The following is a 22,532-nucleotide window of genomic DNA, read 5'->3' as shown; positions in this document are numbered from 1 at the left end:
ATCTTGCCCAGGGGCGGTTCAACCCGCCGGGCGGTCCCACACGTACAGCCGTAGCGGCGGGATGTTGCGCCATTCCCAGCGCGCGATGCGCGGGGCGCCGAACACCGGGGTGGCAAGCCGTGCGACGCGGTCGCTGAGCTGGTAGGCGACGAACCGCCCGCCGGGGGCGAGGGCGCCCCGGACGGCCTCGATCACGGCCCGGCCGTCGTCGGCGGGCATGCGGGAGAAGGGGATCCCGGAGACGACCACGTCCGGCGCCGGCAGGCCGTTCTCCCGCAGGGCGTGGTCCAGGGCCGTCGCGCTGCCGCAGTGGGCGACGAGGCGGTTGTCATCGATACCGGCGAGGAGGCGATGCAGGTGTGGATTGATCTCGACGGCGAGCAGCCGCGCATCCGCCGCCATGCCCGCGAGCAGGGCCGTGGTGGTACCGCCGGAGCCGGGCCCGAGCTCCACCACGGTCGCTGCGCTGGCGAGGTCGGCGGCCCCGACCAGGCCCGCCTCCAGGAAGCGCGAGCTCGGGATCATGGACGCCACCTCGCCCGGGCGGCGGAGGAACTCTCGGAAAAACGCGCAGGGACGGCTCATCGCTCCGGCATCCGTTCGCTTGGGGCACGGGCGGCAAGCCTACACCAACAACGCGGCAAAATCGTCCCGGTGGCGGAAGGGGGGCAGCGGTGACGGGGCCCTCTGACTGGCCGTTGCCGCCGGAGGGGGTGCGTTTCTTCGTGCCCACGTTCCTGCGCGATCACCTGGCGGGGAACCCGCTCACCCGAGAGCTCTATCCCCACGCCATGGGCTACTATCCCCGCGCGGCCGGCCACGCCGTGCGCCGCGACAGCCATGTTGACCACCTGGTGCTCTACTGCTGTGACGGGGCCGGCACCCTCAGCGTGGACGGCCATGAGTGGCCGGTGGCGGCCGGGGACGTGATGCTGCTGCCCCGCGACGTCCTCCACGCCTACGCCGCGTCCGGCGACGACCCCTGGACGCTGTACTGGGTGCATTTCGATGGCACGCGCACCGGCGACTTCTGGGCGGCGATCGGCTTCGAGCGCGAGCGGCCGGTGGCCCGGCTCGGGCGCTCGCCGAAGCTCCTCGCCGATTTCGAGACCCTGCTGGGGGTTCGTCGCAGCGGCTACTCCCCGCCGGTGTTCGTGCACGCGGCGAACCACCTGCGGGCGATGCTGAGCTACCTGGCGGTGGTCTCGCCACGCTCGGCGACCCGTCAGGCGGGCGGCTTCGACCTCGATCACGTGCACGCGCTGATGCAGGCGAACCTCCACCACCACCTGGACCTGGACACGCTGGCGGCGAGCGTGAACCTCTCGCGCTATACCTTCGCCCGTCAGTACAAGCGCCTGACCGGGATGCCGCCGATACAGAACTTCATCCACATGAAGATGGAACGGGCCTGCTATCTGCTCGACATATCCACGCGGAGCGTGCAGCAGATCGCCTTCGAGCTCGGTTACGAGGACGCCTACTACTTCTCGCGGCTGTTCCGGAAGGTGGTCGGGGTCTCGCCTACGCGCTACCGGGCGATGCGCTACGGCTGAGGGGCGACGGGCCGCCGGGCGGCCCGTCGTGTCGCGGGACTACTCGTAGCAGTCCATGTAGAGCTGCTTGAGGGTCGGCACGTCCGGCACGCGGGGGTTGTTGCCCGGCGAGCCGGACGCCAGTGCCTGCTCCGCCATGGTCTCCAGGACGCCCTCGTATTCGGCCCGGTCGATACCGTAGTCCGCCGGGGTGGGGACCTGCAGGTCGCGGTTGAGCGCGCGCAGGGCATCGAGCAGGGCGGCGACGGCGGTCTCGTCGTCCGCGTCCGGAGCGGTGACGGCCATCGCCCGGGCGCAGTCCGCGTAGCGCGGCAGCGCCTCGCCCTCGGCGGAGTACTCGGTGATCCGCGGCAGCAGCATGGCGTTGGACAGCCCGTGGGGCACGTGGAAGAACGCGCCGAGGGGCCGGCTCATGCCGTGGACGAGGGCGACGGAGGCGTTGGAGAAGGCCATCCCGCCCTGGGTCGCCGCACGCATCATCGCCTCTCGGGCCTCACGGTTGTCCGGCTCGAAGCAGGCGGTGCGGAGGTTGTCGGCGACCGCGCGCATGCCGGCGATGGCGTGGGCGTCGGAGATCGGGTTGCGGCGGCGCGAGACGTAGGCCTCGATGCAGTGGGTGAGGGTGTCGAGGCCGGTATCCGCGGTCAGGCGGAAGGGCATGCTCAGGGTGAGCTCGAAGTCCACCAGGGCCGCGGTCGGGCAGAAGGCGGTACCGCCGCAGAGCATCTTCTCGCCGCTCTCGCTGTCGGTGATCACGGTGAAGCGCGTGACCTCCGAGCCGGTGCCCGCGGTCGTCGGGACGGCGATCACCGGCAGGGCGGGCCCGTCATTCTGGCGCGGCGCCTTGTAGTCGCGCATCGTGCCGCCGAAGGTGCCGAGGTAGGCGATGGCCTTGGCGGAATCCAGCGGGCTGCCGCCGCCGACGCCGATGACACAGTCGTAACGGTCCTGGCGCAGGGCCTCGACGCCGGCGTCGATGGAGGCGGTGGTCGGGTCGGGCACGGTGTCGGCGAATACGCCGGCGGTGATCCCGGCCTCCCTGAGCTGGGTGACGAGGCCGGGAACCGGCCCGCGGGTGTTCATGAACGCATCGGTGACGATCAGCGGCCGGGACAGGCCCAGACGTTCGAGCACCGAGGCGAGCGAGCCGCTCGCGCCGCCGCCGATCTCCATCACCCGCGGCATCACGATCTGGTAGGTCATGGCGTTCCCTCCTCCTGGGTACGGGCGTGCCTCTGTGGGCACCGTGATCTCATCGATGAGGCTAGCCCGGCGTCCGTGCCCGTGGGATTGAGGAAAGCGTCCGAAAGCTGGACGATCTTGCCTCAGTGATCCCGTTCGATCACGTAGTTGGCGATCTCGCGCAGGCCCTCGGCCCGTTCCCCCAGCGGCTCCAGGCTGGCGAGGGCGTCGTCGCGCAGCTGCGCGGCGAAGGCCCGCGCCTCCGAGAGGCCGAGCAGAGCCGGGTAGGTGGGCTTGTCCAGGCGGGCGTCGGCGCCGCTCGCCTTGCCGAGCACGTCCGCGTCGCCGTCCACGTCGAGGATGTCGTCCTGGACCTGGAAGGCGAGGCCGATGCACTTGGCATAGTGATCGAGCTGCTCCAGCTCCGGGGCATCCGGTGCCTCGCCGCAGAGGGCGCCGAGGCGCACGCTCGCGCGGATCAGGGCCCCCGTCTTGTGGATGTGCATCGCCTCGAGCTCGGCCTCCGTGACCGCGTGGCCGACGGCGGCGAGGTCCATGGCCTGGCCGCCACACAGCCCCCGCGAGCCGGCAGCGGTTGCCAGGGTGTCGAGCATGGCGACTCGGGCCTCGGCGCCGACCCCCGGGGTCCGGGCAACGAGCCGGAACGCCAGGGCCTGCAGGGCGTCGCCGACCAGGATGGCGGTGGCGTCGTCGTAGGCTCGGTGGCAGGTGGGGCGGCCGCGGCGCAGGTCGTCGTCGTCCATGGCGGGCAGGTCGTCATGGACCAGCGAGTAGCAGTGGATGCATTCCACCGCGCAGGCGGCGGCATCAAGGGCGGCGGCGGGGGCGTCCAGAGCCTCCCCGCCGAGGTAGACCAGCAGGGGGCGCAGGCGCTTGCCGTTGCCGAGCACGGCGTAGCGCATCGCCTCGTGCAGCCGTGCGGGCGCCAGACCCGCGGGGGGCAGGGCGTGCTCGAGGGCCGCTTCCACGCGCTCGCGGCACTCGGAGAGGCGCTGTTCAATCGCCATCGCCTTCCCCCTCGTCGAAGGGCGCGAGGCCGGCGCTGTCGTCGTCGCTGTCGCCGAGCAGTACCTCGACCTTCTGCTCCGCCTCGGTCAGCGCCTTCTGGCAGACCCGGGTCAGGCCGACGCCGCGCTCGAACGCGCTCAGGGAGTCTTCCAGGCTGAGGTCGCCGCGTTCCATGCGCGCGACCAGCTCCTCAAGCTCCGCCAGTGCGGTCTCGAAATCCGGGGTGTGGCCGTCGGCGTCCGCCGTGTTGGTGTTGTCGCTGTCGTCGGTCATGGCTCCGGCGCGCTGCTGCGGTGTGCGTCCCCTTGGCAGGAGGGGGTGGACAGGACGTAGTGTAACGCACACACCGCCGGGTGTTGCGTTGCGTTACACTGCCGCGGCACGCCTCAGGGCCGACGAGAGGGACACGATTACGCATGGCGACGACATACGATGCCGCTTCCATCGAGGTGCTAACGGGGTTGGACCCGGTGCGGCGCCGGCCGGGGATGTATACCGATACCAGCCGGCCCAACCACCTCGCCGCCGAGGTTATCGACAACAGTGTGGACGAGGCGATTGCCGGCCACGCCCGGGAGATCGTGGTCACCCTCTACCGTGATGGCTCGCTGTCCGTACGCGACGACGGCCGGGGCATGCCCGTGGATACCCACCCGCAGCAGGGACTGCCCGGCGTCGAGGTGATCCTCAGCAAGCTCCACGCCGGCGGCAAGTTCTCCTCCAAGAGCTACCAGTTCTCCGGCGGCCTGCACGGTGTCGGCGTCTCGGTGGTGAACGCGCTGTCGCTGCGCCTGGAGGTGGAGATCCGGCGCGACGGCAAGCGCTACCGCATGGCCTTCGCCCACGGCGAGAAGGTCGAGGACCTCCAGGTCGTCGGCGAGGTGGGCCGCCGCAACACCGGCACCGAGCTGCACTTCTGGCCTGATGCGAGCTACTTCGACTCGGCGCGCTTCTCCGTGCCGCGGCTCAAGCACGTCCTGCGTGCCAAGGCGGTGCTGTGCCCGGGGCTCACCGTGCGCCTGGAGGAGGAGGCGAGCGGCGAGTCAACCGTCTGGTACTACGAGGACGGCCTCGTGGACTATCTGCGCGGCGCGCTGCAGGACACCCCGTTCATCCCCGAGTCGCCGTTCACCGGGCGGGTGAACGGTGAGCGCGAGGCCGTGGAATGGGCGGTGGCCTGGCTGCCGGAGGACGGCGAGGTCGTCCAGGAGAGCTACGTTAACCTCATCCCCACCGCCCAGGGCGGCACCCACGTGAACGGCCTGCGTAGCGGCCTGACCGAGGCGGTGCGCGAGTTCTGTGAGTTCCGCAACCTCCTGCCGCGGGGGGTGCGGATCGCCCCGGAGGACATCTTCGAGCGGCTGGCCTTCGTGCTCTCGGTGAAGCTCGAGGACCCGCAGTTCTCAGGGCAGACCAAGGAGCGGCTGTCGTCGCGGGAGTGCGCCACCTTCGTCTCCGGCGTGGTCAAGGACGCCTTCAGCCTCTGGCTCAACCAGCACGTGGCCGCCGCGGAGGGGATCGTCGAGCTGGTGATCGCCAGTGCCCAGCGCCGCCAGCGCGCCGCGCGCAAGGTCACCCGCAAGAAGGTCACCAGCGGGCCGGCGCTGCCGGGCAAGCTCGCCGACTGCACCAGCCAGGACACCTCACGCACGGAACTCTTCCTGGTGGAGGGCGACTCGGCCGGCGGCTCCGCCAAGCAGGCCCGTGACCGCGAGTTTCAGGCGGTGATGCCCCTGCGCGGCAAGATCCTCAACACCTGGGAGGTCGATCCGGCGGAGGTGATGGGCTCGCAGGAGGTGCACGACATCGCCGTGGCGCTCGGCATCGAGCCGGGCTCCGACGACCTCTCCCGGCTGCGCTACGGCAAGGTCTGCGTGCTCGCCGACGCCGACCCGGACGGGGCCCACATCGCCACGCTCCTGTGCGCGCTGTTCCTGCGCCACTTCCCGGCGCTGGTGCGCGCCGGCCATGTGTTCATGGCGATGCCGCCGCTCTACCGCGTGGATGTGGGCAAGGAGACCCACTACGCGCTCGACGAGTCCGAGCGCCAGGGCATCTACGACCGCATCGAGGCCGAGGGCAAGCGGGGCAAGGTCACGACCACCCGCTTCAAGGGCCTCGGCGAGATGAATCCGATGCAGCTCCGCGAGACCACCATGGCGCCGGACACCCGGCGGCTCGTGCAGCTCACCGTGGACGCGCCGGAGGACACGGACCGGCTCATGGGCATGCTGCTCGGCAAACGTGCCGCGGCGGCCCGCCGCGAATGGCTCGAGCGCAAGGGCGATCTGGCGGAGCCCCTGGTTTGACCCCGAGTGCGGTGCACGATGGGGGAGGGAAGGCCGGCCCCGGACCGTGTGCGGCCATGGATGGCCGCACACGAGCGTACAGCGAGGTATTCACAGTGTGTCCGGGGCCGGGTTTCGCTCCCCCGCTTTCCGCAGCCTGCGATAGTGCACCCGCCGTGGCAGCTTTGCCGCGACATCCCGACTGAATCACCGACGGAACGCCGATGACCGACATCCAGACGTACTCCGACTTCGAGAGCCGCCCGCTGCACGAGTTCACCGAGAAGGCGTACCTCGACTACGCCATGTACGTGATACTCGACCGGGCCCTGCCGCACATCGGCGACGGGATGAAGCCCGTGCAGCGCCGCATCGTCTACGCCATGTCCGAACTCGGGCTGTCGGCGGCGGCGAAGTACAAGAAGTCGGCCCGCACCGTCGGCGACGTCCTCGGCAAGTACCACCCTCACGGCGACGCCGCGTGCTACGAGGCCATGGTGCTCATGGCCCAGCCCTTTTCCTATCGCTATCCGCTGGTGGATGGCCAGGGTAACTGGGGCTCGGCGGACGACCCGAAGTCGTTCGCGGCCATGCGCTACACCGAGGCGCGGCTCGCGCCCTACGCCCAGCTTCTGCTCGCCGAGCTGGGCCAGGGGACGGTGGAGTGGCAGCCGAACTTCGACGGCACCCTGGACGAGCCGGTGGTGCTGCCGGCGCGGGTGCCGAACGTCCTGCTCAACGGCGGCACCGGCATCGCCGTGGGCATGGCCACGGACATTCCGCCCCACAACCTGCGCGAGATTACGGCGGCCTGCATACACCTGCTGGACGAGCCGGACGCTTCCGTGGCCGCGCTGTGCAAGCACATCCCCGGGCCGGACATGCCCACGGAGGCGGAGATCGTCACCCCGCCGGCGGACATCCGCAGGATCTACGAGACCGGCTCCGGCGGCCTGCGCATGCGTGCGCGCTGGGAGAGGGAGGGGCGCGACGTAGTGATAACCGCGCTGCCCTACCAGGTCTCCGGCAGCCGCGTGCTGGAGCAGATCGCCGCACAGATGCAGGCGAAGAAGCTGCCGATGGTCGAGGACCTGCGTGACGAATCCGACCACGAGAACCCGACCCGGCTGGTGGTCACGCCGCGTTCCGCCCGCGTGGACGCGGACGAGCTGATGCAGCACCTGTTCGCGACCACCGACCTGGAGAAGACCTACCGGGTCAATCTCAATGTCATCGGCCTGGACGGCCGTCCGCGGGTGCGCGACCTCCGCGAGATCCTCTCCGAGTGGCTGACCTTCCGGCGGGACACCGTCACCCGACGGCTGCGCTGGCGGCTCGACAAGGTCGAGTCCCGGCTGCACCTGCTGGAGGGCTACCTGATCGCCTACCTCAACATCGACGAGGTGATCGCGATCATCCGCGAGGAGGACGAGCCCAAGCCGGTGCTGATGGAGCGCTTCGGGCTCTCCGAGCGCCAGGCCGAGGCGATCCTGGAGCTGCGCCTGCGCCACCTCGCGCGCCTGGAGGAGATGAAGATCCGCACCGAGCAGGGGGAGCTGGAGCGCGAGCGCGACGATCTCCGCGAGACCCTGGACTCGCCGGCCCGGCTGACGGCCCTGATCCAGGAGGAGTTGCGCGAGGATGCCGACAAGTACGGCGACGATCGCCGCTCACCACTGGTGGAACGCGCTTCCGCGCGGGCGCTTTCCGAGACCGAGCTGGTGCCCAGCGAGCCGGTGACCGTGGTCCTCTCGCAGAAGGGCTGGGTACGCGCGGCCAAGGGCCACGACGTCGACCCGGAGCGGCTGTCGTACAAGGCCGGGGACGGCTTCCGTGACGCCGCTCCCGGACGAACCAATCAGCTCGTCGCCTTTCTCGACGACAGCGGCCGCAGCTATTCGCTGCCGGCGCATACGCTGCCCTCTGCGCGCGGGCAGGGCGAGCCGCTCACCGGGCGGCTCTCGCCCCAGGGCGGGGCCCACTTCGAGCACGTGGTCGCCGGCGACCCCGAGGGGCGCTGGGTGCTCGCCACGGACCACGGCTACGGCTTCGTCACCGAACTCTCCAGCCTGTTCGCCAAGAACCGCTCGGGCAAGGCGCTGCTCACCGTACCCGGCGGGGCGCGCGTCCTGACCCCGGTGGCGGCCCACGACCCGGCGAGCGACCGTCTCGCGGTGGCGACCACCGCGGGCCGTCTGCTGGTCTTCCCGCTCGCCGAGCTGCCGGAGCTCGCCAAGGGCAAGGGCAACAAGCTCGTCGGGATCCCGCGGGAGCGCCTCGCCGACGGTTCGGAGCGGGTGGCCGCGATGGCGGTGCTTCCGCAGGGGCGGGGCCTGGTGGTCACCGCCGGCAAGCGCACCCTGACCCTGCGCCCGGGGGACCTCGTGGCCTACGAGGGTGCCCGCGGCCGGCGCGGCCAGGCGCTGCCGAGGGGGCTGCAGCGGGTCGATGCGCTGGGCGCCGCCGAGTGACCGACGGATGGGATGAAACCGCCCCGCCGTGTCCCCATATCCTGATCCGGCCATTCGTCCCGCGCGCCGTTGAACCTTCGGCGGGGAGGACCGCCCCGCGCTGGTAAAGGGCGCCTCCGGGCGGGAGGGGGCCAGGCGCAATTCGGTTTCGTCGCCATGCCGACAGGGAGTGGGCGTCTATGAAGCGGATCGGGCTTTTTCTCGCGACCAATCTGGCCGTGCTCGTCCTCCTGGGTACGGTGCTCAACGTCCTCGAGCCGATGCTCGCCCGCCAGGGCGTGGTCCTCAACACCGGTGGCCTGCTGGTGCTTGCCGCCATCTTCGGGATGGGCGGGGCGTTCATCTCGCTGGCGAGCTCGAAGTGGATGGCGCGGACCTTCATGGGGGTACGCGTCATCAGCCAGCCGGCCAACGAGACCGAGGCGTGGCTGGTGGACACCGTGCGTACCCACGCCCGTGCCGCCGGCATCGGCATGCCGGAGGTGGGGATCTACGACGGTGCGGAGATGAACGCCTTCGCCACCGGCATGCGCCGTGACGACGCGCTGGTTGCCGTCAGTGCGGGCCTGCTCCGCGGCATGCGTCGGGAGGAGGCGTCGGCGGTGCTCGGCCACGAGGTCAGCCACGTGGCCAACGGCGACATGGTGACACTGGCCCTGCTGCAGGGCGTGCTGAACACCTTCGTGATCGTGCTCTCGCGGATCGTCGGCCAGTTCGTGGACCGCGTGGTCTTCCGCAACGAACGCGGCTACGGGATGGGCTACTGGATCGCGGTGATCGCCGCGGAGATCCTGTTCGGCATCCTCGCATCGATGATCGTGATGTGGTTCTCGCGCCAGCGCGAGTTCCGTGCGGACGCGGGCGGCGCGAGGCTCGCCGGACGTGAGTCGATGATTGCGGCGCTACGCCGGCTGCAGGGGGGGCATGCCGGGGAGATGCCGGATCAGCTCGAGGCTTTCGGGATCAACGGCGGTCGCGGCCCGGGGCTGCGGCGGCTGTTCATGTCGCATCCGCCTATCGAGGTGCGCATCCGGGCGCTCCAGGAGGCCGGTGCCGCCTAGGCAGCGTGCCGGGCGTCAGATGACCATACCCGCGAAGTCGTAGTCCATGGCCGGGGCGGGGCCCTGAAGGAACTCGCCCTGCATGAGGTCGATGTTGAGCTGCCAGAGGCGGGCGATATGCACTGCCTCGGTCAGGCCCTCGGCGATGATCAGGCATTCCGCCTCGTGGGCGGCGCTGGCGAGCTTGTTGAGGTGGTCGTCCGCGCCGCGCCCGGCGTAGAGATCCTCCAGCAGCACCGGATCGAGGCGTACGAAGCCCACCGGCAGGTTGTAGAGGATGCGGAAGGAGTCCAGGCCGGTGCCGAACTCGGTCAGGCACAGGCCGATACCGGCGCGCGAGAAGGCCTCGGCGATCCGCCCGATCTGCATGAACTGCGTGATCGCGACGGACTCGCGTAGCTCGATGATCAGCTGCCGCGGGCGCAGGCCATGCTCGTCCAGGGCGGCGGCGACCAGGGTCTCGAAGCCGGCGTCCGCGAGGCTGTCGGCGCACACCGGGACGAACAGGCTCGGCCCGTCTCCGCCCTGCCCGGCGAGGGCGCGGAGGCCGGCGTCGAGGATGTAGCGGTCCAGCGCCGCCGCCAGTCCGGCCTCGGCGGCCGCCTTGCTCAGCGTGGCCTGGTCGACCAGGCCGTCGTCGTCGCTGAGGCGGTAATGGAGCTGGTAACGCGCCGGGGCATCGTCGCCCAGTCCGACCACCGGCTGGTAGAGGCACTCGATCAGGCCGTCGGACAAGGCCTTTTCCAGCCGCGGACCGAGGGCGCTGGTATCGTCGCCGGCCTCGGCGGCGCCCTGGTGGAGGTGGACGCGGTCGCCGCCCTCGCGGGCGGCCTGGTCCATGGCCTCGGCGGCGAGGTTGACCGCCTGCTCCGCGGTCGCGACGTTGTCGCCGATCATGGCGATGCCCACGCTCACCGTCTTGTTCACGGTATGGCCGTCGACATCGCTGGTCTGACGTGAGGCGGCCTCGCGCACGGATTCGGCGACGGCGAGGGCGTCGTGGACGTTGGCGCCGGGGAGCAGTGCGACGAAGGCGGTGTCCGCGTAACGCGCGGGGGCGGCCCCCTCCGGGAGCTGGGCCTCGAGGCAGTCCGCGGTGTCCGCTATCACCTGGTCGAGGGCGCCGATGCCGAGGTTGTGCTGAATGGTATCGCTGCGGTCGATGCGCAGATAGAGCAGGCCGTGCTGGGTGCCGGCCTCCTCGGCATGGTTGCTGGTGAGCCGCTTGCCCAAATGGGTGAGGAAGTGGTTGCGGTTGAGCAGGCCGGTGAGCATGTCCTGGCGCGAGAGATGCTCCAGGCGCTCGGCCAGGGCGTCGTCATTCTGCTGCTGGCCCCGGATGAGGATCTGGGTGGCATGCTCGCCGTCCCAGCTGCCCTCGGTCAGCACGACGTGGGCGTCGCGTTCCTCACCGTTGGCGTCGCGCAGCCGCGTGGCGATCTCCGCGGAGGTCTCGCCGTCGCGGGCATAGGCCCGGAAGCGCTCACGGAAGGCCGCCTGCTCGGTCGGTGCGATGAGGTCGAGCAGGGGCATGCCCTCCACCTCCTCGCGGTCGTCCAGGCCGAAGCGCTCGGCGTAGGCGTGATTGGCGTAGATGTGCATGCCGTCGTGGACGTACGCGATGGCGTCGCGGGAGCTCTCCAGCAGATTCTCGCAGCGGCGCTCGCTCTCGCTGAGCGCGGCCTCCAGCCGGCGCTGGGCACGACGCGCCTGCAGCGCCGCGAACTCGCGGTCCATCACGTACCGGAAATGGTCGGGATCGGCCTTGGTCACGAGGTCGGCCACCCCCATGGCCATCACCTCGCGGCGCAGCTCCGGATCCTCCGCCTCGGTGAGTACGAGCACCCCCAGGTCGTGCCCCGACTGCTGTATGACCCGCAGCGCCTCGTCCAGCGGCAGGTCCGTCAGCCCCGGGGCGCAGATCAGGATATCCTGAGCCTGGCCGTGCAGCGCCGCCTGCAATGCCTCGCCGTCGTCGGTACGGGTCGGGCGCACGGCGTAGCCGACATTGCGCAGGACGCTGACGAGACGTTCGGCGTCGTTGAGGGAGTCCTCGGCGATCAGCAGGCGCAGTGTGTGGTCGCTGGGCATGAGCTCTCGGCTGTTATCGTCACGGATTCCTTTGCCGTGGCTGCTGCGGCGGAGCGCTGCCGCCGCCCCGGAGAGCGGTGCGCCCCGCCGGAGGCGGCCCCGGGAGGCTATAGTGGGCGAGTTGCGCCATCGCGACAACCGGCGGTTTCGCGGTATGTCGAATCGTTCGCCTTACGGCGGGGCCGTGTCCCAGGCAATGTGGGTCTTGGCGCTGCGCCCGGGAACCTCGCGGACGAGCCGGGGTACCAGGTAGCCGGGCAGGCGATCGGCGAGCCCGCGCATCAGGCCGGCGGCCTCCCGCTCGTCCACATCGAAGTGGCCGGCGCCGCGCACCGGATCGAGCAGGTGCAGGTAGTACGGCATCACCCCCTGCTCGAACAGCCGCTCGGAGAGCGCTGCGAGCGTCGCCACCGCGTCATTGATCCCGCGCAGCAGCACCGTCTGGTTGAGCAGCGTGACGCCGTTTTCCCGCAGGCGCGCGAGGGCCGCGGCCACGTCGCCGTCGAGCTCCGCGGGGTGGTTGGCGTGGATGACCATCACCGGGGCCAGGCGGGTCCCGGCGAGCCAGTCCAGCAGACCGTCGTCGACACGCTCGGGCAGCACCACCGGTAACCGGGTATGTACGCGCAGCCGCCGCACATGACCGATCCCGGCGAGGCCCTCGGCGAGGGCGGCGAGGCGGCGGTCGGAGAGGCTCAGCGGGTCGCCGCCGCTCAGGATGACCTCTTCGATCGACGGGTCGCCGCGGAGGGTGTCCAGCGCCTCACGCCACTGGTGCGGTGCGGCCTGGTGCTCACTGTAGGGGAACGCGCGGCGGAAGCAGTAGCGGCAGTTCACAGCGCACGCGCCGGTGGCGACGATCAGCGCCCGGCCGCGGTACTTGTGCAGGATGCCGCCGGGGCGCACGACGTCGAGGTCGCCCACCGGGTCGTCGACAAATCCCGGTGTGGACCGAGCCTCCGCGGCCACCGGCAGGACCTGGCGAAGCAGCGGGTCGTCCGGGTCGCCGCGGCGCATGCGCGCGGCGTAGCCCCGCGGCACGCGCAGCGGGAACAGCGCCGCACCGGTGCGGGCGCCGTCGAGCAGCGTGTGCGGTAGTGCCAGCGTGTCCAGCAGCTCCCGTGGGTCGCGGATCGCTTCCGCGAGGGCGCGTTGCCACGCCGGCGGTTCGCTCCGGGTGGTCGTGGAGGCGGCCTGGGCGTTCACCATGTTCTATAGTCGGCGCTTTTCCGTTAGCATTCGCGGCGTTGTTCGCGGGGCGATGGTAGCGCACCCGCGGGAGTGAATCACCGCCCCCGCTCGGGGGTCGTCAATCCGGGGTAATCCATGGCGAGCTTCAGCACCAACCAGTTCAAGTCCGGCCTCAAGATCATGCTCGACGGCGATCCCTATGCCATCGTCGACAACGAATTCGTCAAGCCGGGCAAGGGCCAGGCCTTCAACCGTGTGAAGGTCCGCAACCTCAAGACCGGCAAGGTCATCGACCGCACCTTCAAGTCCGGGGACACCGTCGAGGCCGCCGACGTCATGGAGACGGAGATGCAGTATCTCTACTCCGACGGCGAGTTCTGGTACTTCATGGACCCGGAGACCTTCGAGCAGCACGCGGCGAACGAGGCCGCCGTGGGCGATGCCGCCAAGTGGCTCAAGGAGCAGGACGTGTGCAACATCACCCTCTACAACGGTGAGCCGCTGTCCGTGGAGGCGCCGCCGCACGTCCAGCTCAAGGTGGTGCAGACGGATCCCGGCCTGCGCGGCGACACCTCCAGCGGCGGCAGCAAGCCCGCCACCCTCGAGACCGGCGCGGTGGTCCAGGTGCCGCTGTTCATCGAGGAGGGCGAGGTCCTCAAGGTGGACACCCGTAATGGCGCCTATATCTCCCGCGCCAAGGAGTGATCGACGCCACTGACTGGCGCCCGAGCGCGAGCCCGGAGACGCTGCGTCGCCGGGCCGCGCTGCTCGCCGACGTCCGCGCCTTCTTCGCGGAGCGCGGCGTGGTCGAGGTCGAGACCCCGAGCCTTGCCGCCGCCGGGGTCACGGACGTACACCTCGACGGCCTCGGGGTGAACTACGACGGCCCCGGGGCGCCGCCCTCCGGCCGCCTCTGGCTGCAGACCTCCCCCGAATACGCCATGAAACGGCTGCTCGCCGCCGGCATGGGCGCGATCTACCAGGTCGCACGCGCCTTCCGTGCCGGCGAGCGTGGCGCCCGGCACAATCCCGAGTTCACCCTGCTGGAGTGGTACCGCCCGGGCCTCGACCACGAGGACCTGATGGCGGAGGTGGCGGAGCTGGCCGCGCGGATCGCGGGCCCCCGCCCCGTGCGCCGGCACGCCTACGCGGCACTGTTCCGCACGCACCTGGGCCTGGACCCGCTCACCGCGGCTGCCGACGAGGTACGCGAGTGCGTCGCCGCCGCCGTTCCCGGCACGACGGTCGCGGGGCTCGACCGCGACGACGGCCTCGATCTGCTCTTCGGTGCCCGCATCGCCCCAGTGCTGGGGCAGGACGCCTTCGACTTCGTCACCGACTTTCCCGCCTCACAGGCCGCGCTCGCCCGGCTGTCTCCGCGCGATCCACGGGTGGCCGAGCGCTTCGAGCTTTTCATCGACGGCCTGGAGATCGCCAACGGCTTCCACGAACTCACCAATGCCGCGGAGCAGCGTCGCCGGTTCGAGGCGGATCGCGAGCACCGTGTGGCGGCCGGGCAGCCCGTGCCGCTGATCGACGAGCGCCTGCTCGCCGCGCTGGAGGCGGGGCTGCCCGACTGTGCCGGTGTGGCCCTGGGGCTCGACCGGCTGTTCATGGTCGCCCTGGGAGCCACGCGGATCGACGGGGTCATCGCCTTCCCGGTGGAGCGGGCCTGACCGCGGCCCGTTAGAGGTGCCGGCCGATGGCCTCGCCCATGCGCAGGTGCCGGCCGGGCCGGAGATCCGTCGCCCAGTCCACGCGGCCGCGCGGGTAGAGCAGGATCGCGGTGGAGCCCATGTTGAACCGGCCCATCTCCGCACCGCGTTCCAGCAGGGCGGCGTTGCGGTAGTGCCAGGCGCGCACGCGCCGGCCCGCCGGCGGCGTCACCACGCCGTGCCAGACGGTCTCGATGCTGGCGACGCAGATCGCGCCGACAAGGATCACGGCGAAGGGGCCGTCCGCGCCGTCGAACAGGCACACCACGCGCTCGTTGCGCGCGAACAGACCGGGGACCGCGCGGACCGTGTGCGGGGCGACGCTGAACAGCCGCCCGGGTACGTGGATCATGGCGCTCGGGCGGCCGTCCCCGGGCATGTGGACGCGGTGGTAGTCCCGCGGTGAGAGGTAGAGCGTGGCCCAGGCGCCATCGCGGAAGCGCTCCGCGAGCTCGGCGTCGCCGCCGAGGAGCGCGCGCAGCCCGAAGCGCTGGCCCTTGGCCTGGATCAGCTCGCCGGCGGCGATGTGCCCGGCCTCGCTGACGGTGCCGTCCACCGGCGAGGCGATGGCGGCGCCGTCGTCCGGCAGCGGCCGGGTCCCGGGGCGCAGGGCGCGGGTGAAGAAGGCGTTGAAGTCCGGCCAGTCGCCGGGGACATCGCCCTCGGCGTCGGCGAGGTCCACGCCGAAGGCGCGCACGAAGGTGCGGATCAACACGTCCCGCACCCAGCGGGTGCGCATCCGCGTGACCCGGCCGACCAGCCGCGATACCGCGTGGTGCGGCAGGGGATAGAGGGCGAGGGATTTCACGCGGTCCATCGCGCCCGCGGGCTGGTCTCGGCTCATCGCGCTCGCTTCCGGCTGGCTCGGGGACGGGCATTATCCGCGGATCGGCGCGGCGGCGGAAGCCCGGAGCGGACAGCGGGGCACCGCTCGGGTTAGTATCCCCGCTCGCGAGAGCAGGAGCCGATCATGAGCGACGCCAACCGTGTCCCGCCGGAGCTGGAGACCATCGCCGATTTCGTGCGCTGGGGCGCCTCGCGCTTCGAGGCGGCGGGCGTGTGCTACGGCCACGGCACGGACAACGCCATCGACGAGGCGGCCGCGCTGGTGCTGCACACGCTGCACCTGCCGCCGGACACCCACGACGCCTACCTCGGCTGCCGCCTGACCGGTGAGGAGAAGGCGGCGATCGTCGCCCGGGTCCACCAGCGCGTCGAGCAGCGCCTGCCGTTGCCCTACATCACCCACGAGGCCTGGTTCGCGGGGCTGGCGTTCTATGTCGACGAGCGCGTGCTGATCCCGCGCTCCCCGGTGGCGGAGCTGATCGAGGCGGGCTTCCAGCCCTGGGCGGATCCCGACGAGGTCACCCGCATCGCGGACGTGGGCACGGGCAGCGGCTGCATCGCCATCGCCTGCGCCCTGGCCCTGCCGGGCTGCGAGGTGGACGCGCTGGATATCTCCGAGGACGCCCTCGCGGTGGCCCGCATCAACGCGGACCGTCATGGCGTGCGCGAGCGGGTGCACGTGCGCGCCTCCGATCTTCTCGCCGGGCCTCCTGCGGAGCCGGCCTACGACGTGATCGTGGCCAACCCGCCGTACGTGGACGCACCCGCGATGGACGCGCTGCCGGAGGAATACCGCCACGAGCCGCGCATGGCGCTGGCGGCGGGGGAGGATGGCCTCGACTATGTCCACCGCCTGCTCGTGGAGGCCACCGCACGGCTCACCGACGACGGCGTGCTGGTCTGCGAGGTCGGGCACAGCGCCCCGGCGATGGAGGCGGCGTATCCGGATCTTCCGCTCACCTGGCTCGCCTTCGAGCGCGGCGGCGTGGGCGTGTTCGTGGTCACGGCGGCGGCACTGCGCGCGGCGCTGGCCGCCGGCCATCTCAACCCTGAATCTTCGGTCTGACGCGTATGTCCGGGAATACCTTCGGAAAACTGTTTACCGTCACCACCTTCGGCGAGTCCCACGGCGAGGCCCTGGGCGCGATCGTCGACGGCTGCCCGCCGGGGCTGGCGATCACCGAGGCGGACCTCCAGCACGACCTCGACCGCCGTGCGCCGGGGCGCTCGCGCTATACCTCCCAGCGCCGCGAGCCAGACCGCGTGCGCATCCTCTCCGGGGTGTTCGAGGGGGTGACCACCGGCACGCCCATTGGGCTGCTGATCGAGAACGCCGACCAGCGTTCCCGGGACTACGGGCGCATCAAGGACAGCTTCCGGCCCGGCCATGCGGATTACACCTATCATCAGAAGTACGGCATCCGCGATTACCGCGGCGGCGGGCGCTCGTCGGCGCGGGAGACGGCGATGCGCGTGGCCGCCGGCGCCATCGCCCGGCGCTACCTCGCGGAGCACCTGGGGGTGTCCGTACGCGGCTACCTGAGCGCGCTCGGGCCCTTCGAGCTGGGCCTGGTGGACTGGCCCGCCGTGGAGACGAACCCGTTCTTCTGCGCGGACCCGGACCGTGTGCCGGAGCTCGAGGCCTACATGGACCAGCTCCGCCGCGACGGCGACTCCGCCGGTGCCGCCGTGACGGTGGTGGCCGAGGGGCTGCCGGTGGGGCTTGGCGAACCGGTCTTCGACCGTCTCGACGCCGAACTGGCGCGGGCGCTGATGGGCATCAACGCGGTCAAGGGCGTGGAGTTCGGGGCCGGCTTCGAGGCGGTGACCCAGCGCGGCTCCGAGCACCGCGACGAGATCACGCCCGCCGGCTTCCTGTCGAACAACGCCGGCGGCGTGCTCGGCGGGATCTCCACCGGCCAGGACATCGTCGCCCGCATCGCCCTCAAGCCGACCTCGAGCATCCGTGTGCCGGGCCGATCCGTGGACGTGACCGGTGCGCCGGACGAGGTCGTGACCACCGGCCGCCACGACCCCTGCGTCGGTGTGCGCGCCACCCCGATCGCGGAGGCTATGACGGCGCTGACCCTGATGGACCACTACCTCCGCCACCGCGCCCAGAACGCCGACGTGCACACCGACACGCCGGTGATCCCGCCGGCGGCCCCGCCGGAATAGCGCCCCGCCTACCCCAGCCAGGCCGGCGGGGTGTCCGGCGCGCGGCCCGTGCGCGCGGCGAGGGCGCAGTCCGCGAGGCTGCCGAAACGCACGGAACGGCCGCTGAGCCCGGGGGCGTAGTGGGCGTACTTCCCGGAGTTTGTCATCAGGGTCCGTGCCTCCGGCGGGAATACCGGCTCGGAGATCGAGCACCAGCAGATGTCGGCGTAGATGCGCACGCCGGCCTCCTCCAGCTGGTCGACCAGGCCCTCGGCGCGGGCGGCGGCGAGGGTGTCGTGCCCCAGCGTGACGATGGCGGTCACGCCCCCGGCACAGTGCTGGCCTGCCATTTCCGCGGCCAGGGCACGGCACTCGCCGAGGGAAAAGTGGGGACTGCCGAAGGCGACCAGATCGATCCCGACCGGGCCGGCATTGAGCTGCCGCCAGGCCCGTGCGAGGTCCTCCCGGGTGAGTCTTACCGTGTCCGCGTCCGCGGAGACATGCCCCGCTTCCGGGGTCACGCCCTCGACGTGGAGCATCGGCGCCGCCGAGGTCGTGCCGAAGGCCGCGCACAGGGCCTTGAGGTCGTCCTCGCCCGGGGACAGGCTTGCAAGCCCCCTCAGCAGCGGGATGCGATCCGGCGCATGTAGCCCCGCGAGATAGCCCAGCATCGGCCACAGGGCGTCGTCGCAGCCCGCGGGCGTGTCTATCTCGAGTACCCGCCGCGCGGCGCGGTTCTCATCGAGATAGACGTCATAATCCGGCGCCCGGCCGGTCAGCGCGATGCACAGGTCGAGGAAGTCGGGGTGCTTGGCGGTGCGGGCGCCGAGCACGCTGTTGGCGTAGATCACCGCGTTGGACTCCGCCCATGCGATGACGTCGTGGGCCTTGGGCGCGCTGTCCAGGAGGTACGGTGCGCAGGTGAAGCTCGCCCTCGCCCCCATCTGCACGTAGGCATCGGCGAGCCGGCTGGCCGGGTCGCCGAACGCCTCTGGCACGCCCTGTTCGCGCCAGTGCGCGTGGTCAACCGAGATTGCGTTCGTGGTCGTGGGCACGCGTACCCGCGCCTGCATCCCCGCGAAGACCTCGGCGAACCGGAGGATGGCCGGACTGGCGTAGATGCAGCCGTCGATGTGCACCTGGCTGACCTCGATGAGGCATCTGGCGCCGTCGATGGCGGCGATGTCGCGCACGATGCGCATCGCCACCTGCACGGCGGTGCCGTCGCGGCCGTCGAGCATGGCGCGGTCGTCCGGAGAGAGCGCCACGGAGTCCGGATCCACCGTCGGGAGGGTTAGCGCAAGTCCGGGGGCCTCTACGCGGGCTCCGTCGATGACGGCATGTTCCGCCGCGGCCAGCGTGACGAAGTCATCGCCGTCGAGCTGCAGCACGGGGATGGTGGCGTCGAAGACATGGCGCGAGACCAGCGCCCCGAGGGTGAGCACGCCCTCCGGCTCGCGGAAGACCAGCGCCGCCGGCGCGTGGCCGTTCCGGATCAGCTCCAGGAGCACCCCGCTGCCGGTGCACGACCCCCGGCTCGTCGGCAGCGCGAGCACGGTGCCCGCGACGCTCTCGCCACACAGCGGGTGATGGGCGTCTATGATGGTCCCTGTTGCGGGATCGACGCCGCCCCAGAAGCTTAGCCCCTCGTCGCTGGCGAGGACCGGGCCCCGGGCAACGCCGCCGATGGCGCTGCGTGACATTCTCCACCTCCTGTTGCGGCCGACGGGGTTACCGCGGCGTTTAATGACCCGGGCCTCGCCCGGGGCCGGCCCGTTACCTTACTGCAACGGGCGCCCCCAACGCAGGGAAATCGTGCCGCGTCGGCCGGCGTCCACCGACGTGGTGCTAAGTGCGCGTGTCGGCGGTACGCACCGTTTCCAGCTCGGCGATCATCGCACGCGCGGCGTTGGAGAGCGTGCGGCTGCGGTGATAGAGATAGCCGAGGGGCCGCCGGATCGGGGGCTCGTCGACGTCGATGACGTGCAGGGTCCCGTCCAGCAGCGTCTCCGGCAGCACGCTCCAGCCCAGGCCGATGCTCGCCATCATCTTCAGCGTCTCCAGGTAGTTCGTTGCCAGTGCGATCGTCGGTGTCACCCCGGCGCGGGCGAAGCGCTCCTCGATCAGGCCGCGGGTGAAGGTGCGGCTGCCGGGGAGCACGCCCTCATGGCGCCCCAGCGTGGCGAGATCGATGCGCCCGGCGCCGGCGAGTGGATGCTCCGGGCCGCAGACGAAGCGCAGGTCGTCCACCCAGACCGGGACGACGGACAGCGCCGGGTCCGGAGTCGGGGCCAGGGTGACCACCGCGAGCTCCAGCGCGCCGTCGAGCACCCCCTGGTACGCCTGCTCGGAGTCCAGAAAGCGCAGGTCCAGACCGGCGGCGGGGTAGTGGCGGGTGAATGCCCGCAACACCGCCGGCAGCCGGTGCAGCCCGACGTGGTGGCTCGTCGCCAGTGTGAGCCGCCCGGTGACGTCATGGCTGAGACTGTCCAGCGCCCGGCGGGTGTCGTCGACCATCACCAGTAGGGCCCGGGCCCGGGGAAGGAGGGTCTCCCCGGCCTCGGTGAGGGCGACGCGGCGGCCGACCCGGTCGAACAGGCGGGCGCCGATGCGGTCCTCCAGACCGGAGATGCGCTTGCTCACCGCGGGTTGAGTGAGTTCCAGGGCCTCGGCAGCGCGGGAGAACGAGCCATATTCGGCGGCGGCGACGAAGGCAGCAAGGTTCTGGGTGTCCATATCCATTCCAATATGGAATCCAAATAATAAAAATGATGAATTGATTTTATTCTTTGTCGGCCACTAGACTCAATCCCGCTGACTAAGTCCTGGCGCCCCGGGGGCGCCGCATCCGGAATCTGGGGAGAACTGCTCATGGCGGGCCGAACGCTCTATGACAAGCTCTGGGACGCCCACGTAGTGCGCGAGAACGAGGACGGCACGGCGTTGCTCTATATCGACCGGCAGCTCGTTCACGAGGTCACCTCGCCGCAGGCCTTCGAGGGCCTGCGAATGGCCGGGCGCCGGCCGTGGCGCACCGACGCCAATCTCGCGGTGGCGGACCATAATGTGCCCACCACGGACCGCCGCGGGGGGATCGCCGACCCGGTCTCGCGGTTGCAGGTGGACACCCTGGACGAGAACTGTGCGGCGTACGGGATTACCGAGTTCGCCATGAACGACCCGCGCCAGGGCATCGTCCATGTCATCGGCCCCGAGCAGGGCGCCACGCAGCCCGGCATGACGGTCGTTTGCGGCGACTCCCACACGTCCACCCACGGGGCGCTCGGGGCGCTTGCGTTCGGCATCGGTACCTCCGAGGTGGAGCATGCGCTGGCCACGCAGACGCTCATTCAGGCGAAGAGCCGGCGGATGCTGGTCGAGGTGAACGGCACACTGCCGCCCGGGGTGACGGCGAAGGACATCGTCCTGCACGTCATCGGCCGGATCGGCACCGCCGGCGGCACGGGCTACGCGATCGAATTCGGCGGCGATACCATCCGCTCGCTGTCCGTCGAGGGGCGCATGACGGTGTGCAACATGTCCATCGAGGCCGGTGCGCGCTGCGGCATGGTCGCGGTGGACGACGCCACCATCGAATACATGCGCGGCCGGCCGTTCGCGCCCCAGGGAGATCTCTGGGATCAGGCGGTTGCCTACTGGCGGACCCTGCACACGGACCCGGACGCGGAGTTCGACCGTGTTGTCACCATCGATGCGGCGGACATCCGCCCGCAGGTCAGCTGGGGCACCTCGCCGGAGATGGTCGCACCGGTGGACGGCCGTGTGCCGGACCCGGCGGAGGAGGCGGACGAGACCCGCCGTGAGGGTATCGCGCGGGCGCTGGCGTACATGGGACTGGAGGCGGGCATGCCGATCGGCGACATCCGCCCGGACAAGATCTTTATCGGCTCGTGCACGAACTCCCGCATCGAGGACCTGCGCGCCGCCGCGGACGTGGTGCGCGGGCACCGGGTCGCCGACGGCATCACCCTGGCGATGGTAGTGCCGGGCTCCGGGTTGGTGAAGCAGCAGGCCGAGGCCGAGGGCCTCGACCGGGTGTTCGTGGAGGCCGGCTTCGAGTGGCGTGAGCCGGGCTGCTCCATGTGCCTGGCCATGAACGCCGACCGCCTCGAGCCCGGTGAGCGCTGCGCCGCCACCTCCAATCGAAACTTCGAGGGCCGTCAGGGGCAGGGCGGACGTACGCACCTGGTCAGCCCCGCCATGGCCGCCGCCGCCGCCATTGCCGGCCGATTCACCGACGTGAGGAGCCTCTGATCATGGAGCCGCTCAAGCAGATCGACGGGATCGTCGCGCCCCTGGACCGCGCGAACGTGGACACCGACGCCATCATCCCGAAGCAGTTCCTGAAGTCCATCAAGCGCACGGGCTTCGGACCGAACCTGTTCGACGAATGGCGCTATCTCGACCACGGCGAGCCGGGGCAGGACCACAGCCAGCGCCCGCTGAATCCGGACTTCGTGCTCAACCAGCCGCGCTACGAGGGCGCGAGCATCCTGCTGGCGCGGCGCAATTTCGGCTGCGGCAGTTCCCGGGAGCACGCCCCCTGGGCGCTGTTCGACTACGGCTTCCGGGTGGTCATCGCGCCGAGCTTCGCGGACATCTTCTTCAATAACTGCACGAAGAATGGCATCCTCCCGGTTGTTCTCCCTGAGGAAACGGTGCAGAAGCTGTTCGAGGAGACGGCGGCGGAGCCGGGCTACCGGCTCACGGTCGACCTGCCGTCGCAGACGGTGACCACGCCGTCCGGCGAGGGGTTCGGCTTCGATATCGATGCCTTCCGGCGGCACGCGCTGCTCAACGGCCTCGACGAGATCGGCCTTACCCTGGAGCACGCCGACGAGATCCGGGCCTACGAGGCCCGGCGCGCCAGGGAGGCGCCGTGGCTGTTCACCCGGTCCGGCGCGTGAGCCGCCAGCCAACCCGA

19 protein-coding genes are annotated in these 22,532 nt (G+C 70.8%); 10 read left to right on the top strand and 9 right to left on the bottom strand.

Annotated features, from left to right (window positions below):
- Positions 1 to 18: 18 nt before the first annotated feature.
- On the bottom strand, positions 19 to 525 hold the full coding sequence (locus C516_RS0103485) for a class I SAM-dependent methyltransferase (protein ID WP_211210566.1): 507 nt from the start codon (positions 523 to 525) through the stop codon (positions 19 to 21).
- A gap of 149 nt (positions 526 to 674) precedes the next feature.
- Between C516_RS0103485 and C516_RS0103480 the strand changes: the two genes are divergently transcribed.
- On the top strand, positions 675 to 1,556 hold the full coding sequence (locus C516_RS0103480) for an AraC family transcriptional regulator (RefSeq protein ID WP_026320907.1): 882 nt from the start codon (positions 675 to 677) through the stop codon (positions 1,554 to 1,556).
- Between the two features lie 39 nt (positions 1,557 to 1,595).
- Here C516_RS0103480 and C516_RS0103475 read toward each other — a convergent pair whose 3' ends face one another.
- The 3 genes from C516_RS0103475 to C516_RS0103465 all read right to left on the bottom strand — a co-directional run bounded on the left by C516_RS0103475 (position 1,596) and on the right by C516_RS0103465 (position 4,040).
- A complete protein-coding gene (locus C516_RS0103475; RefSeq protein ID WP_018716976.1) occupies positions 1,596 to 2,759 on the bottom strand; it encodes an iron-containing alcohol dehydrogenase in 1,164 nt (387 codons plus the stop codon).
- 122 nt (positions 2,760 to 2,881) lie between these two features.
- Entirely contained in the window at positions 2,882 to 3,766 is an 885-nt protein-coding gene (gene ispA, locus C516_RS0103470; protein ID WP_018716975.1) for a (2E,6E)-farnesyl diphosphate synthase, read from the bottom strand.
- Complete coding sequence (locus tag C516_RS0103465) at positions 3,756 to 4,040, bottom strand: exodeoxyribonuclease VII small subunit (RefSeq protein WP_018716974.1); 285 nt, start codon at positions 4,038 to 4,040, stop codon at positions 3,756 to 3,758. Before C516_RS0103465 ends, ispA begins: the two co-directional genes overlap by 11 nt.
- A gap of 143 nt (positions 4,041 to 4,183) precedes the next feature.
- Between C516_RS0103465 and parE the strand changes: the two genes are divergently transcribed.
- From parE to htpX, 3 genes are all read left to right on the top strand, one after another.
- Positions 4,184 to 6,076, top strand: a complete 1,893-nt coding sequence (gene parE / locus C516_RS0103460) for a DNA topoisomerase IV subunit B (protein WP_026320906.1) — start codon at positions 4,184 to 4,186, stop codon at positions 6,074 to 6,076.
- Positions 6,077 to 6,279: 203 nt separating this feature from the next.
- Positions 6,280 to 8,526, top strand: coding sequence for a DNA topoisomerase IV subunit A (gene parC, locus C516_RS0103455; RefSeq protein ID WP_018716972.1), 2,247 nt, complete (start codon positions 6,280 to 6,282; stop codon positions 8,524 to 8,526).
- 179 nt (positions 8,527 to 8,705) lie between these two features.
- The gene (gene htpX / locus C516_RS0103450) at positions 8,706 to 9,587 is read left to right on the top strand and encodes a protease HtpX (RefSeq protein ID WP_018716971.1); all 882 of its coding nucleotides are present in this window, start codon (positions 8,706 to 8,708) and stop codon (positions 9,585 to 9,587) included.
- A gap of 15 nt (positions 9,588 to 9,602) precedes the next feature.
- Here htpX and C516_RS0103445 read toward each other — a convergent pair whose 3' ends face one another.
- Both C516_RS0103445 and epmB read right to left on the bottom strand, forming a co-directional pair.
- Positions 9,603 to 11,678 (bottom strand): EAL domain-containing protein, encoded by a 2,076-nt coding sequence (locus C516_RS0103445; protein ID WP_018716970.1) that lies wholly within the window; start codon positions 11,676 to 11,678, stop codon positions 9,603 to 9,605.
- Between the two features lie 171 nt (positions 11,679 to 11,849).
- Entirely contained in the window at positions 11,850 to 12,887 is a 1,038-nt protein-coding gene (gene epmB / locus C516_RS0103440; RefSeq protein ID WP_018716969.1) for an EF-P beta-lysylation protein EpmB, read from the bottom strand.
- 117 nt (positions 12,888 to 13,004) lie between these two features.
- Here epmB and efp point away from each other — a divergent pair, with 117 nt between their 5' ends.
- Complete coding sequence (efp, locus tag C516_RS0103435; RefSeq protein ID WP_018716968.1) at positions 13,005 to 13,574, top strand: elongation factor P; 570 nt, start codon at positions 13,005 to 13,007, stop codon at positions 13,572 to 13,574.
- Positions 13,571 to 14,545 carry an EF-P lysine aminoacylase EpmA gene (gene epmA / locus C516_RS0103430; RefSeq protein ID WP_018716967.1) on the top strand — a complete coding sequence of 325 codons (975 nt, stop codon included), beginning with the start codon at positions 13,571 to 13,573 and terminating at the stop codon, positions 14,543 to 14,545. Before efp ends, epmA begins: the two co-directional genes overlap by 4 nt.
- A 10-nt stretch (positions 14,546 to 14,555) precedes the next feature.
- Here the strand turns inward: epmA and asd are convergent, their stop codons facing one another.
- Positions 14,556 to 15,428 (bottom strand): archaetidylserine decarboxylase, encoded by an 873-nt coding sequence (asd, locus tag C516_RS0103425; protein WP_018716966.1) that lies wholly within the window; start codon positions 15,426 to 15,428, stop codon positions 14,556 to 14,558.
- Positions 15,429 to 15,554: 126 nt separating this feature from the next.
- Here asd and prmB point away from each other — a divergent pair, with 126 nt between their 5' ends.
- A complete protein-coding gene (gene prmB / locus C516_RS0103415; RefSeq protein ID WP_018716965.1) occupies positions 15,555 to 16,496 on the top strand; it encodes a 50S ribosomal protein L3 N(5)-glutamine methyltransferase in 942 nt (313 codons plus the stop codon).
- 5 nt (positions 16,497 to 16,501) lie between these two features.
- On the top strand, positions 16,502 to 17,608 hold the full coding sequence (aroC, locus tag C516_RS0103410; RefSeq protein ID WP_018716964.1) for a chorismate synthase: 1,107 nt from the start codon (positions 16,502 to 16,504) through the stop codon (positions 17,606 to 17,608).
- A gap of 8 nt (positions 17,609 to 17,616) precedes the next feature.
- Here aroC and lhpI read toward each other — a convergent pair whose 3' ends face one another.
- On the bottom strand, positions 17,617 to 19,290 hold the full coding sequence (gene lhpI, locus C516_RS0103405) for a cis-3-hydroxy-L-proline dehydratase (protein ID WP_018716963.1): 1,674 nt from the start codon (positions 19,288 to 19,290) through the stop codon (positions 17,617 to 17,619).
- 145 nt (positions 19,291 to 19,435) lie between these two features.
- Positions 19,436 to 20,323 (bottom strand): LysR family transcriptional regulator, encoded by an 888-nt coding sequence (locus tag C516_RS0103400; protein WP_018716962.1) that lies wholly within the window; start codon positions 20,321 to 20,323, stop codon positions 19,436 to 19,438.
- Positions 20,324 to 20,458: 135 nt separating this feature from the next.
- Between C516_RS0103400 and leuC the strand changes: the two genes are divergently transcribed.
- Together leuC and leuD are read left to right on the top strand one after the other, a co-directional pair.
- Positions 20,459 to 21,862 carry a 3-isopropylmalate dehydratase large subunit gene (gene leuC / locus C516_RS0103395; RefSeq protein WP_018716961.1) on the top strand — a complete coding sequence of 468 codons (1,404 nt, stop codon included), beginning with the start codon at positions 20,459 to 20,461 and terminating at the stop codon, positions 21,860 to 21,862.
- Between the two features lie 2 nt (positions 21,863 to 21,864).
- Positions 21,865 to 22,515, top strand: a complete 651-nt coding sequence (gene leuD / locus C516_RS0103390) for a 3-isopropylmalate dehydratase small subunit (RefSeq protein WP_018716960.1) — start codon at positions 21,865 to 21,867, stop codon at positions 22,513 to 22,515.
- Positions 22,516 to 22,532 lie beyond the last annotated feature (17 nt).

The organism is Arhodomonas aquaeolei DSM 8974, assembly GCF_000374645.1.
Taxonomy (GTDB): domain Bacteria; phylum Pseudomonadota; class Gammaproteobacteria; order Nitrococcales; family Nitrococcaceae; genus Arhodomonas; species Arhodomonas aquaeolei.
The sequence above is the reverse complement of the archived record's forward strand: the minus strand, read 5'-3'. Positions and strand labels throughout refer to the sequence as shown.